We start from the raw sequence: 13,121 nt of genomic DNA, 5'->3' as shown, positions 1-13,121 counted from the left end.
AGTAACTATGGATAACAGCTATAAACCGCGTAAAGTTGAAGAACAAGCCCAGCAATATTGGCAAAAAAAACAATCATTTAATGTTTCTGAAGACTTAAATAAGGAAAAATTTTACTGCTTATCCATGTTCCCCTACCCTAGTGGTACATTGCATATGGGGCATGTTAGAAACTATACCCTGGGCGATGTGATAGCTCGCTATCAACGCGCTTTAGGAAAAAATGTTCTGCAGCCCATTGGCTGGGATGCGTTTGGTCTGCCCGCTGAAAATGCAGCCATTAAACACGGAATACATCCTGCAGAATGGACTCAAAAAAATATCGCATCAATGAAAGAACAGTTTCTACGTTTGGGAAATGCCTATGATTGGAAACGTGAAATTGCTACCTGTGATCCTGATTATTATCGTTGGGAACAATGGTTTTTTATTCAGCTATTTGAAAAAGGGCTCGTTTACAAGAAAAATGCTGTCGTGAACTGGGATCCAGTTGATAAAACAGTTCTAGCTAATGAACAGGTTGTCGATGGTCGCGGTTGGCGTTCGGGTGCTTTGGTTGAGCGACGTGAAATCTCTCAATGGTTTATTAAAATTACCGCCTATGCTGATGAATTGTTAAATGATCTTGACACCCTCGATGAGTGGCCTACTCAAGTTAAGCAAATGCAAAGAAACTGGATTGGGCGTTCTGAAGGCTGTGAAATTAGCTTTAAAGTAGTTAACTTCCCCAAGCGCCTCAAAATTTATACCACTCGCCCCGATACCTTAATGGGTGTCACTTACCTTGCCGTAGCTCCTGATCATCCTATTGCCAAGGAAGTCGCTGTACACAATGCTGATGTTCAAGCCTTTATTGCCAGCTGTCAGGGCGTTCGTATGGCTGAAGCAGACATTGCAACGATGGAAAAACGAGGCATTGCAACAGGAATGTCAGCAATTCATCCAGTAACAGGAGAAGAAGTACCTGTGTGGATCGCCAATTTCGTGTTGATGCAATACGGTTCTGGAGCTGTTATGGCAGTTCCCGCTCATGACCAACGTGATTGGGAATTTGCTCAAAAATACAATTTGCCTCTTAAAGAAGTAATTACCCCCATAGATGGCAGTAAACATGATTATACCCAATCAGCCTTTACCCAGGAAGGAAGATTAATTCATTCAGATCAATTTGATGGCCTTACTTCTGCTGAAGCAACGAAAGAAATAGCCCATTACCTCGAGCATCACGATGCAGGTAAAATGACCATTAACTACCGTTTGCGCGACTGGGGAGTCTCTCGTCAACGCTATTGGGGAACGCCTATTCCAATGATTATTTGTGAAGAGTGCGGGATAGTGCCTGTTCCTGAAGAGGATTTACCCGTTACACTACCTTACGACGTCCAATTAACCGGCAGTGGCTCTCCTCTTGCTCAATGCAGTGAGTTTGTTCAAACAACTTGTCCAAAATGCGGACAGGATGCAACTCGTGAAACAGATACTTTCGATACATTTGTAGAATCTTCCTGGTACTATGCTCGCTTCGCCTGCAAAGGTCAGGAGAATGCCATGCTGGATGACCGAGCCAAATATTGGACACCTGTTGATCAATATATTGGTGGTATTGAACATGCTGTGATGCACCTGCTTTATGCCCGCTTTTTTCACAAACTTATGCGTGATGAAGGTCTGGTAAACTCAGATGAACCCTTTAAAGCCTTATTAACTCAAGGTATGGTTCTTAAAGATGGTCATAAGATGTCGAAATCTTTAGGGAATGTGGTTGATCCTAACCATTTGATTGACACTTATGGTGCTGATACTGCCCGCCTGTTTGTGATGTTCGCAGCACCACCTGAACAATCGCTGGAATGGTCTGATACAGCAGTTGAGGGGGCCCACCGTTTTCTTAAACGCATTTGGGCATTTGCTTACCAACACCAACAACTATTCATAGAGATTAATGATACAATTTTATGCGGTAATGGCCATATTGATTGGCAACAAACCTCCTCACGTCTTAAGAAATCACGTCTGGCGGCTCACCAAATTTTGGCACAAGCCAGCATGGATTATGAACGCCATCAATTTAACACGGTCGTTTCTGGATGTATGAAACTTTTTAATGAGCTCTCTTCTTATGAGATTGAAACTGAAGAAGATAAATATTTTTTACATTCAGGAATGAGTATATTGCTTCGTTTACTGGCCCCCATTACTCCCCATATTTGCCACCATTTATGGCAGCAACTTGGCTTCGAGAAAGCTATTATTGATGCTCCATGGCCCAAAGTAGATAAAAGTGCCTTAAAAACTGATGAGCTGGATTTTGTAGTTCAGGTTAATGGAAAATTACGTGCACAATTTACGGCAGGCAGTGATACGAGTGAAAATGAATTGATCGACCTGGCTAAAGAGCATGTTAATAATTTTCTGGACGGAAAACCAATAAAAAAAGCAGTAGTAGTCGCTCATCGTCAATTAATTAATTTGGTTATCTAGCGATGATGAAGCGTTTTTTCCTCTTTTTATTCATTAGCTTTTTAGCCAGTTGTGGTTTTCATCTGCGGGGAATGGCAGATTTACCGGCCTGGCTTAACAATATTGCAATTGTTATTAAAGATGCCCATGAAGATCTGCAAACTTTAATTAAAAATCAATTGGAGGGATATAATATTTCTGTAGTTGATGACCCAGCACAAGCAAATTATCTACTGATCATTGAAAAAGATAGCTATAGACAGGAAATTACCAACGTCAGTGCGAGCACTGCACCCCGGCAGTATCTATTAACTTATGAGGCACAATTTTCCTTGGTGCAGGTAAAAGGTAAACCTATAATTTCCTCAAAGCGTGTTTTTGTAACTCGACAAATCACCATTAATAATGACAGAATCTTAGGTTCTGACGCAGAAGAAGCATTATTGAAAAATGAAATGCGAGCCGATGCCGCTATGCAAATTGTTAATCGCTTAAGTCAGGCAAAAAACAATTATTCTATTAAGGAAAGCAAAAATAGCTAATTATTATGCTTATTAAACATCAGGCTTTAGATGCTTATCTTACTCGCCATCCACTCGCTGCGGTTTATGTTCTTTTAGGACAGGATCATTTTTTATTAACTGAAGCTGCTACAGCAATTAAACAGCGCTGGCAACAGCAAAGCCCAGAAACTGAAGAATCAATTATTTCCATCAATGGCTCGTCAGATTGGGCTTTTGTCGAGGAAAAAGCAACTAGCTATTCACTATTTTCTCCCTTTATATTGCTGGATATTCGTTACGAAAAGCAAACCTTGGACGCAACAGGTAAAAATTTTATCTCCAACTATCTTCAACACATTAACCACTCATGTTTGCTTCTTATTCGCTCCCCCAATTTAACAAGCAAACAATTACAAAGTTTCACTAATAATAAAGCTATTCATATTGTCCAAGTTTATCCTCTAGATAGCATTGCTATGCAACAGTGGATTAAAGAACAATTGGTAAAACGAGGAATAAACTTTGAGGCCGAGCTTCCGGCAGTTATTTCTCAATATACTCAAGGCAATATGTTGGCCTGTGCGCAGGCTCTAGATAAAATTCAGCTCGTTGCAGATGACTCTGTGTTCACGCTTGCCAAGGCCAAGGAACAACTTGTTGATCAGTGTAATTATCAGTTATATGAGTTAAGTGACGCCTGTTTATTACAAGATGCTCATAAAGTCATTCAGCATCTTCGTTATGCGAATAATAGTGATGTAGAACCCACCCTTATCTTATGGTTATTAGCACAAGACATACGCAATTTATTGCAATTGCTAGAAATGACTCAGCAATCCATCTCTTTTTCAACAGCCTGCACCCAGTTAAAAATCTGGGCACAAAAAGGAAAATTATATCAGTCTGCTTTGAAGCGTTTGCCAAAAAATATTCTTGTCCAGCTATTACAATTTTGTAAGATGCTTGATGAGCAGATAAAATCAAACCAAAGGAACCAAATTTGGCCTGGTTTAGAAAACGTAGCCCTTTCTCTCTGTTTAGGTAAGCAGGTAGGTTATTTTGGATAATTTGATTATTTATGGTGGCACTTTTGATCCTGTTCATAAAGGACATTTAAATATTGCAGAAAATATTCAGCATCATTTTCATTTTGATCAATTTATATTTTTACCTTGTAAAACTCCAGTACTCAAAGACAAAGCAATGGCAACTGCCACTCAACGCGTTGAAATGTTAACGCTCGCCCTAAAAAATCATAACAAAAGCTTTACCCTCGATTTATCAGAAATCAATCGAGGCTCTCCCTCTTACATGGTATCGACTTTAACACATTTTCGCCGAAGATTCGGAGAAAATGTAGCAATAACACTGCTGATGGGACTCGATACCTTTCGGCAACTTCCTCAATGGTATCAATGGGAAAAATTGCTATCGCTTGCTAACTTATTGATTGTAAAACGTCCCGGACTCAGTGACATTAACCTTTCAGAAGAATTAATCCAACTGTTACTTACTCATGAAGTACCTCACAATAACGCGATTAAAACCCATCCTTATGGCTTGATTTATCGCTATGATGCAGGAGATTTTAATATTTCTTCAACCTGGTTGAGACAGCAATTAGAGAGAAATGAAGATGTCTCTGATTATATTCCTGAAAGTGTTTTAAATTACATTCAAAAAAATAATTTATATAAGTCTGGCACTGATAGCTTAAGATAAAGCAAGTAGTGCTCAATCTGTACGTACTTCTGCATTCATGAGCAGACTAACTCTTGGCTTTGCACCTTCGAATATCGCGTGAGCCCTGCCATCAGGGTTCTGGTAACCTCTAATAAATCTTTTACCTCATCAATGCCTGAAGCTAGCTGAGTGATAAATTTAAGCATCAGAGAGCTCAAAGGCATCAGAATTTGTGAGTAGACCCTCTTTATTTGGTTGCCCCTGCTGTAAATAAATTTGTCCACCAGGTTGAGGTGTTGTGTTAGCAGGTAATTGGATGCCTGAACCCGTTGAAGGTAACTGTAGCGGATGGTCAAAAACCTTGATCTGTTTTATAAATTCTGGCATTAAGTCATATAGCCAGTTAACGACAGGTTCAAACTTCGCATAAAAGGTTGAATTACTCGCATATTGTTGGTAAGGCAAGGATGTCATTCTAACAACCAACATGATCAACGCAATAATAAAAATACCTCGAACAAATCCGAATCCCATACCAAGGATTCGGTCGGTGCCGCTCAATCCCGAGCGCTTTAAAATAAAACTTAAAATTGCATTCACTATACCACCAGCTATTAATGTAGCTATTAATATTAAAATAAATGCGGTAACTGTTCTTGCTGTCTTATCCTGAATATATTGTTGCAACCAAGGATCCAGGGTTTGTGAGTAACTAAAAGCCAGCCAAATTGCCAAAACCCACACAGCAAGCGCAATTAACTCTTTAATAAAACCACGAATGAGGCCGGTTAAAACCGATAAGCCAATAACTGCAACAATTAGCAAATCAATCCAATACCATTGCATACTTAGCTAACCCCTGTGGTCACAATAAATCCTTTAATTTGCATCACACTGGCGAGTTGTTGCTGTAATATTTTGGCTTGTTCTTTAGGACGACCTTGTCCAACAATCACTTTATACACTGTTCCTTGAGGCATATTGACTCTGTTATAGCTCGCTTTATATCCTTTGGCCCTTAATCTTGAAACCAGTGCATCTGCATTTTTTTGTTTGGAAAAAGTAGCCAGTTGAACAGCATATAAACCTTTTGCTGTAGAGGTCTGTGGTTTTATTTTGGCCATTTGAACAGGTTTGGCAGCAGCTTTATTTTTTGCAACGACAGAAGTCGGTTTAGGCGCAGCAGTTGAAGTTGTCAGTTTATTGGTCGCTGCCACAACAATAGTGGGTTTATGTTTTGCCACCCTGGTCGGCTCTACTTTTGCTTTCGCTACCATAGGTCCAACTGCTTCTTTAATATCATTTAACTGACTAAGAGACTCTGCTTTTGCAAGTGCAGGTCCCGCTGACTCTCTAGGAACATCCGGAAGTTCTACATGGGCGACTTTAACTGTTTTAAACATTTCCTGTTCATCAGGCATTGCAACCTTTGGCGGAATTGGTTTAGGTGGCAATTTCACAGAAATGCTGACATTATCATCAATTCGTTGATTGGATTTTTTAATGATTGCGGGAGCAAAAATAGCAGCTATAGATAAAATAACAGCAAGGCCTATAAGCCGATGCTTTACACGCTCATCCATCACTAGTTTCATCATCTCTCCTCAGCTCCGGTTGGTATTACATACAGCAGGCAGTACTTGCCCTACAGTAACAAATGAACCATAAACTACGATTAAATCACCTGTGCTAGCTACATTGCAAGCAGCCTGATAAGCCAACAAAGGATCAGCATAGCAAAAAGGTACTATACCATAAATACGAAAGGCTGCGCCAAATTGTTCCTCACTAGCTGCCCGTTTTCCTGATAAAAGAGCAGGATACCAATGATCAACTATTTCTATTAAAGGTTTTATCAAAGCCGGGATATCTTTGTCTTTTAATGCCGAAAAGACAGCATGAATAGAACCTTTCCAATGTAAATTTTTAATATAGCTTGCCAGATAATTTACTGCTTGCGGATTATGGGAAACGTCGAGCAACGTAGTCATTTTGCCCTTTATATGCTGCAATCGCCCTGGTAAAACTAAATTACGCAAACCTTCCGCAATACAGGAGAAACTGACCGGCAATACCGTTTGCAGGCAGAGAGTAGCCATCACTGCCGCTGCGATTGAATTTGCATGAAGTACAGGACGCTCTAACGTAATTACATGCTCGCAAGCACTGACTTCAAGAGTCGTATCATTCAGCTTGTAATCATAAGCAATACCTAACCTGTATAAAGGGCAACTCATAGAGGAAACTGCTTCAACGATACTATGGGGGGGATCTTTGTCGGCGTAAATAGCTGGTTTCCCATACCGCAAAATGCCAGCTTTTTCATAACCTATAGATTCTTTGTTGTTACCTAAATATTCCTCATGATCCAAATCAATCGTTGTAATAATTGCTAAATCAGCATCGATAATATTGGTAGCGTCAAGGCGCCCTCCAAGACCTACCTCTAAGAGCAAAATATCGATGGAATGTTTTTTGAAATACCACAATGCCGCAAGCGTCGCCATCTCAAAGTAGGTTAAAAAGACTGAACCCCGTCCTTCTTCTATGGCACAAAAGGCTTCTTTTAAGTCAGTATCCGCAATAGGTTTTTGATTGATCTTTATACGCTCATTAAATGAAACTAAATGAGGAGACGTATAACTGGCAACCTGAAAACCAGCAGCGCTGTAAATCGCTTCAAGGGCAGCAACAACAGAGCCTTTACCATTAGTACCTGCGATTGACACTACTTTGCTTGGTAATCGAAGCAAATCAAGAGATTCAGCAACCTGCTTAATACGCGTCAATCCCAGCTGAATTTCTTGCTGATGACGCGTCTCAAGATAATGTAACCATTCTGCAATGGTAAAATGCTTATAGTGCTTCATCTAAAGTATTAACTGAATCTCGATGAGAAAGTTTTGCCACCAACTCAGCAACTGTGTCGCGTAAATTTTTACGCTCTACAATCATATCAATGTGGCCATGTTCCAGTAAAAATTCACTGCGCTGAAACCCTTCCGGCAGAGTTTGTCTTACCGTTTGTTCAATCACTCTAGGGCCGGCAAAGCCAATAAGCGCATTGGGTTCGGCAATAATAATATCACCAAGACTGGCAAAACTGGCAGAAACACCACCCATTGTGGGATCTGTCAAAACGACAATAAACGGTAACCTTGTGTCCTGGAATCGCGCAAGAGCAGCCGAACTCTTGGCCATCTGCATTAATGAGAAGAGGCCCTCTTGCATACGCGCACCGCCGCTTGCCGTGAAACAGATATAAGGACATCTTTCAGCTGTAGCAGCATCAACCGCCCTGACAAATTTTTCACCCACAGTAGCCCCCATGGAACCACCCATAAAATTAAATTCAAACGCACTTACTACAACAGGCTGTTGCTTTAAAGCGCCTTTTACTACTATCAAAGCCTCTTTTTCACCTGTTGTCTTTTGAGCCTGACTGATTCTATCTTTATATTTTTTAGAATCTTTGAATTTCAAACGATCGACAGGTTCTAAATGAGCAGCAATCTCCTCCTGACCTGCCTCGTCGAGAAACTGGGCGATGCGTTCACGTGCTGTTAGACGATGGTGATGATTGCAATTAGGACAAACAGAAAGATTTTTTACTAGCTCACTGCGATAAAGTACTGAGTTACAACCCAAACATTTAACCCAAAGCCCCTCAGGAACACCCTTTTTTTGAGAGGTTTCAGTTCTAATTTTCGAAGGTAATAATTTTTTTAGCCAACTCATAACAGAAATCCACCCGGTTTTTAAGCGCAATAGTATAACCTGAATTTACTTTAAGCGCTTGTTTTTTATTATTCTGTATAAAAAACAAAGCATCATCTTGAAGAAAGCGAAGGAACTTCTCAATATGAAATGGGTTCTATTTGCAGAAGGATTCTTCATGCGGCTTTGCCGCATCCTGGATGACGAAATGTAAATATAAACAAAAATGCTCCGGCCCACCTCATCCTGAAAGCGATATCGTCGCTTGAAGGATCTCGTTGAAAGAGCAGGATGTTATCTGCCGGAATCCCTCGCTTTGCTCAGTATGATGGTAATTTGCGCATGAGCACTGTCTTCAAAATAATGCAAAAATGATTATTTTATTAACACCTTAATTTATCTCACTTTTTCTCTCTTTTTTTGCGTAAAAAATCGATTTAAACACTAAAGTTTTTTTCTTTATTTCCGATAAAAACGATGGGTTCGATAAATGCTTACACACAATTTATCGATAATACGGTAAATCCCACATCCAGGGATTCAGGTTCGAGGAGATTTTAGTCATGGCTCAAGTAATTAATACAAACGTGATGTCGCTTAATGCTCAACGTAATTTAAACGGCTCACAAAAAACCATGCAATTAGCGATCCAACGTCTTTCATCAGGATTGCGCATTAATAGTGCAAAGGACGATGCAGCCGGTCTCTCTATTTCTGAACGCATGACTGCACAAGTTCGCGGTATGAATCAGGCCATCCGTAATGCCAATGATGGTATTTCATTGTCGCAAACTGCTGAAGGTGCTATGCAGGAAACGACAAATATCCTGCAACGTATGCGTGAATTGGCCTTGCAATCAGCCAACTCAACGAACAACTCAGGCGATCGACAAGCAATTCAGGAGGAGATTGACCAATTAAAGAGCGAGCTTGATAGAATTGCTTTAAATACAGAGTTTAACGGCCAACGTATCCTGGACGGTTCTTTCTCAAGTGCCAGTTTCCAGGTGGGAGCTAATGCTAACCAAACCATTACTTTCTCGGTTGGCAGTATTAAAGCGTCTTCTATCGGGGGAATTGCTCAGGAAACCGGAACTGAAGTATCTGCTGCTGCGGCAACTGATATCACAATCGCCGTAGGTGGTGGTGCTGCTACCACAATTAATTCCAGTGCGGGATTTACAGGCAATGCTTATCAGGATGCTAGCTCTGCTTATGCAAAAGCAGCTGCTATCAACGATGCTGGTATTGCAGGACTTTCAGTAACGGCCTCTACTTCCGGTACACAAACTGTAGGGCCTATCGGTGGTACTGCAGGTGATACTTATAACTTATCAATTAATGGCGTAGCTATCTTCACCAACGAAGACGTCGCTACTGCTTTAACCAATACTCAACTTCGAGATGCTATTAACTCTGTCAGTAATCAGACAGGTGTCATTGCCAGTTTAAACGGCGGTGATCTAACTTTAACAGCAAGTGATGGTCGTAATATTGACATTTCTGAAAGTGGTACTGGTTTTACTGCTGGTACAGACGGTTTAACAGTTACTGGTGGTGATTTTGACGGCGTGTTGCGCGGCGTCCTATCAATCAGTGCTACTAATAGCATCAGTATTGGTGGTACTGTGGCAACCTTAGGTTTATCTGCTTCAATTGCCAAAGATACCAGTGGTATTGATACACTGGATGTCAGCACTGTTGGTGGTGCTAACGAAGCTATTCTACGTCTGGACTCTGCTTTAAGCTCAGTAAGCTCTAACCGTGCCGCAATGGGTGCTCTGCAAAACCGCTTTGAGTCCACGATTGCAAACCTGCAAAACGTATCAGAAAACCTTTCTGCTGCGCGAAGCCGGATTCAGGATGCTGACTTTGCAGCAGAAACAGCCAATCTGACTAAGGGGCAAATTCTGCAACAAGCTGGAACTGCAATGCTTGCTCAGGCGAATAGCTTGCCACAATCAGTGTTGTCTTTGCTAGGATAGCAAATAACACCATGCAGGCTACACCTGCATGGTGTATCTTTATACTGATGCCTCAAAAAATTTCCGTGGCATAGAGGAGGTTTGTTGTTATGAATATTGAACTACAGAAGCCAAACGCAATCTCGTTTGAATCTAATAAAGTAAGCAGCGAAAAACTTGAGTTCAGTAAAGAAGCTACCTCTACCACAACAACAGCTGCTGATACTAAATATTCAGTTGATGAAGTGACTGGTATTTTGCAAGCAATTATTACCGATAAATTATCTGATGAAATAATTCGTAAAATCCCGGCAGACGAGTACTTGCAATTATTGTCATTGATTGATGAAATGATTAGTGGTTCTATTGATAAACATGTTTAAAATCACTCCAGCAAATTATTGCCCGGAGTCTAGTTAGGAATGGATGGAACAGTAACTCCCCAAAGGAGTTGGATACATCCTTACGGTACAACAGAATAAGGAAATTATCGTGCCAGTTTCTTCAGTCGGTTCAGGCCTTGATATTAAAGCCATTGTGGATGCGCTAGTAAAGGCCGATCTAACCCCTGCACAAAATAGATTAAATCAAAGAGAAGTTAATTTTTCCACGCAACTCTCAGCATTGGGTCTAATAAAAAGCAGTCTTGCCAAAATGCAAACAACCATGGCCAAATTAACTGATCTCTCTCAAGCCTATTCCTTGAAAAGCACAATCAGTGATGAAAGCATCATTTCTGCCACCGTGAATGGAGAAGCATCCTCCGGCACTTATCAAATTGAAGTAAAGCAACTTGCTACGAAACAAAATTTAGCGTCAGCTGCCTTTGTCAACTCGTCCACAGTGATAGGCAGTGGCAGTATTACAATTGACTTTGGGACCTACAGTGCAGATTACAGCAGCTTTACAGCTAATCCTGACAAAGCATCCGTAACAATTAACATCGCTCCGGGTGCCACTACTTTAGCAGGGATTAGAGATGCAATAAATAATAGGAATTCAGGTGTACAAGCAAGTATTATTCAAGACAGTCAAGGTGCACGTTTGACCTTATTAAGCCCAGAAACAGGTCAGGCAACGGCAATGAAAATTACTGTTGTTGATGATGATGGCACCCATAGTGATACAGCAGGACTCTCTGCCCTGGCTTATGACCCCACTACAGGCGTTAATTCATTAACACAAACAGTAGAGGCCAAAAACAGTGAGGTTATGGTCAATGGACTTTTATTAACTCAGAGTAGTAATCAGCTTAAAGATGCAATTGCAGGCATCACTCTTAATCTGAAAAAAGCTCAACCAGGGACACTGGTTGATTTAAAAATTGAAAATGATAAAAATCAATTAAAAGCAATGGTCAATGAATTTATTAAACAATATAACGATACGATGACCACTATTAATTCATTAACTTCTTATAATTCAACAACCAAGAAAGGCGGCCCGATGCAAAGTGATGCGGGTATTCGCAATTTGAAATTAAACCTTAGCAAGTTGGTTAGTGAACCTGTAGGAGATCTCAATAACCCCATTCGCACCCTGAAAGACACCGGCATCAAAACAAATGAAAAAGGGCTTCTTGTCATGGATGAAACCAAGTTTACCGAAGCGCTTGATAATCACTATATGGAGATTGGAACTCTTTTTGCCAAAACTGCCACAGTAACTGATAGTAATGTTCGCATAAAGTCAGTAGGTACCACCGTTAAAGCAGGCAATTATGATTTAATCGTAGACAGTTTTACTCCAGGCGTGGAATTGCTGGGAACAATTGGAGGGGTACATGCTTCATCAAGCGATGGTCTAACCTTATCAGGAACAGGGGATTTTAAAGGTCTTTCAGTGGATATTCTTGCCGGAGGCACAGGTTCTCGAGGAAAGATTACTGTCACCGACGGTTTAGCAGCAAAATTTAATGACTTATTGAAAATCTATCTCGATGAGAAGAATGGTGAATTTGCTACTCGTACCACGCAACTGGATAAGCGAGTCGAGGAAATTGCAAAAGAGCGTGAGCAACTGGAAGTCAGAGCAGAAATACTCACTAAACGTTATACCAAACAATTCGTAGCGCTGGACGTGCTTTTAGTAAAAATGCAAGGCGCCAGTGACTTTTTAAGCCAGCAACTTGCTAATTTACCCCAATTAAATAGGAAATCACGATGAAAATACCTTACCAACAAGCACTTGAGCAATATAAGTCCATAGAACTCCAAACTCGCATTGATACGGCAAATCCGCACGAATTGATTCACTTATTGCTTCAGGGTGCCCGTTCTCATATTGCAACCGCACAAGGCAATATTCAACGTAACCAGATTAGTGAAAAAGGTGAGCATATCAGTAAATCCATCAGTATTATCGAAGGTCTTCGAAGTAGTCTGGATCATAAAAATGGTGGCGAAATTGCTGCAAACCTTGATAGGCTTTATGAATATATTCAAAGAATTTTACTCAAAGCCAATCTTGATAATGACCTCAATTTACTAACTCAGGCCAATACTTTATTGGCTGAAATTCATCAAGCATGGCAGGACATAAAAGAAAAGGTAAATCAGGATAATTTATAACCCCAGGTAATTCTATTGATGGCTTAATTATCCCGTTGAAAATAAAATATTTTCTCTTTCATTTTTTCCAGTATAAATGCAAATCAAGCATGCCTTTATTTGTCAAAAAACTGTTCAAAGGTCTAAAATTAAAAAAAGAAGGGTTCATTTTTAAAGCTTTTAAAGTAGAAGGAGATTAAACGCTCTTGGTATTTGAGTAATTTTACTCAAAGAAAGTATGGATACA

General features: G+C 40.3%; 11 protein-coding genes and 1 pseudogene. 8 read left to right on the top strand and 4 right to left on the bottom strand.

The annotated features are described in order from the left end of the window. Positions 1 to 7 precede the first annotated feature (7 nt). From leuS to nadD, 4 genes are read left to right on the top strand one after another with little or no spacing between them, the layout of a single operon-like run. Positions 8 to 2,479 (top strand): leucine--tRNA ligase, encoded by a 2,472-nt coding sequence (leuS, locus tag clem_RS05955; RefSeq protein ID WP_094090796.1) that lies wholly within the window; start codon positions 8 to 10, stop codon positions 2,477 to 2,479. Positions 2,480 to 2,481: 2 nt separating this feature from the next. Further along, positions 2,482 to 3,000, top strand: a complete 519-nt coding sequence (locus tag clem_RS05950) for an LPS-assembly lipoprotein LptE (protein WP_094090795.1) — start codon at positions 2,482 to 2,484, stop codon at positions 2,998 to 3,000. A 5-nt stretch (positions 3,001 to 3,005) separates the two neighbouring features. After that, on the top strand, positions 3,006 to 4,028 hold the full coding sequence (gene holA, locus clem_RS05945; RefSeq protein ID WP_094090794.1) for a DNA polymerase III subunit delta: 1,023 nt from the start codon (positions 3,006 to 3,008) through the stop codon (positions 4,026 to 4,028). Continuing rightward, complete coding sequence (nadD, locus tag clem_RS05940) at positions 4,021 to 4,683, top strand: nicotinate-nucleotide adenylyltransferase (protein ID WP_157698187.1); 663 nt, start codon at positions 4,021 to 4,023, stop codon at positions 4,681 to 4,683. The genes holA and nadD overlap by 8 nt, the downstream gene beginning before the upstream one ends. A 312-nt stretch (positions 4,684 to 4,995) precedes the next feature. Here the strand turns inward: nadD and clem_RS05935 are convergent. The 4 genes and pseudogenes from clem_RS05935 to accD form a co-directional block, all read right to left on the bottom strand. After that, positions 4,996 to 5,490 (bottom strand): annotated as a pseudogene (locus tag clem_RS05935) (CvpA family protein); the annotation flags it as partial. A gap of 2 nt (positions 5,491 to 5,492) precedes the next feature. Beyond that, complete coding sequence (locus clem_RS05930; RefSeq protein WP_232505573.1) at positions 5,493 to 6,242, bottom strand: SPOR domain-containing protein; 750 nt, start codon at positions 6,240 to 6,242, stop codon at positions 5,493 to 5,495. A 6-nt stretch (positions 6,243 to 6,248) separates the two neighbouring features. Then, positions 6,249 to 7,514: a bifunctional tetrahydrofolate synthase/dihydrofolate synthase gene (gene folC, locus clem_RS05925; protein WP_094090790.1), complete on the bottom strand. Its 1,266-nt coding sequence runs from the start codon at positions 7,512 to 7,514 to the stop codon at positions 6,249 to 6,251. After that, complete coding sequence (gene accD, locus clem_RS05920) at positions 7,501 to 8,382, bottom strand: acetyl-CoA carboxylase, carboxyltransferase subunit beta (protein WP_094090789.1); 882 nt, start codon at positions 8,380 to 8,382, stop codon at positions 7,501 to 7,503. The genes folC and accD overlap by 14 nt, the downstream gene beginning before the upstream one ends. 542 nt (positions 8,383 to 8,924) lie before the next feature. On the opposite strand from accD, the gene clem_RS05915 reads away from it, so the two are divergent. The 4 genes from clem_RS05915 (at position 8,925) to fliS (ending at position 12,895) form a co-directional block, all read left to right on the top strand. Next, the gene (locus tag clem_RS05915) at positions 8,925 to 10,346 is read left to right on the top strand and encodes a flagellin N-terminal helical domain-containing protein (protein ID WP_094090788.1); all 1,422 of its coding nucleotides are present in this window, start codon (positions 8,925 to 8,927) and stop codon (positions 10,344 to 10,346) included. Between the two features lie 89 nt (positions 10,347 to 10,435). After that, a complete protein-coding gene (locus clem_RS05910) occupies positions 10,436 to 10,708 on the top strand; it encodes a flagellar protein FlaG (RefSeq protein ID WP_094090787.1) in 273 nt (90 codons plus the stop codon). A 109-nt stretch (positions 10,709 to 10,817) separates the two neighbouring features. Next, the gene (gene fliD, locus clem_RS05905) at positions 10,818 to 12,491 is read left to right on the top strand and encodes a flagellar filament capping protein FliD (protein ID WP_232505572.1); all 1,674 of its coding nucleotides are present in this window, start codon (positions 10,818 to 10,820) and stop codon (positions 12,489 to 12,491) included. Next, complete coding sequence (gene fliS / locus clem_RS05900) at positions 12,488 to 12,895, top strand: flagellar export chaperone FliS (protein ID WP_094090785.1); 408 nt, start codon at positions 12,488 to 12,490, stop codon at positions 12,893 to 12,895. The genes fliD and fliS overlap by 4 nt, the downstream gene beginning before the upstream one ends. Positions 12,896 to 13,121: the final 226 nt, after the last annotated feature.

The organism is Legionella clemsonensis, from assembly GCF_002240035.1.
GTDB classification, from domain to species: Bacteria; Pseudomonadota; Gammaproteobacteria; order Legionellales; family Legionellaceae; genus Tatlockia; species Tatlockia clemsonensis.
This window is presented reverse-complemented; position numbering and strand designations above follow the sequence as displayed.

Bases quoted from the DNA above. Each gene is read 5' to 3' on its own strand.
- leuS (WP_094090796.1), top strand. From the start codon at position 8: ATGGATAACAGCTATAAACCGCGTAAAGTTGAAGAACAAGCCCAGCAA.
- clem_RS05950 (WP_094090795.1), top strand. From the start codon at position 2,482: ATGATGAAGCGTTTTTTCCTCTTTTTATTCATTAGCTTTTTAGCCAGT.
- holA (WP_094090794.1), top strand. From the start codon at position 3,006: ATGCTTATTAAACATCAGGCTTTAGATGCTTATCTTACTCGCCATCCA.
- accD (WP_094090789.1), bottom strand. From the start codon at position 8,382: ATGAGTTGGCTAAAAAAATTATTACCTTCGAAAATTAGAACTGAAACC.
- folC (WP_094090790.1), bottom strand. From the start codon at position 7,514: ATGAAGCACTATAAGCATTTTACCATTGCAGAATGGTTACATTATCTT.
- clem_RS05915 (WP_094090788.1), top strand. From the start codon at position 8,925: ATGGCTCAAGTAATTAATACAAACGTGATGTCGCTTAATGCTCAACGT.
- clem_RS05910 (WP_094090787.1), top strand. From the start codon at position 10,436: ATGAATATTGAACTACAGAAGCCAAACGCAATCTCGTTTGAATCTAAT.
- clem_RS05930 (WP_232505573.1), bottom strand. From the start codon at position 6,242: ATGATGAAACTAGTGATGGATGAGCGTGTAAAGCATCGGCTTATAGGC.
- fliS (WP_094090785.1), top strand. From the start codon at position 12,488: ATGAAAATACCTTACCAACAAGCACTTGAGCAATATAAGTCCATAGAA.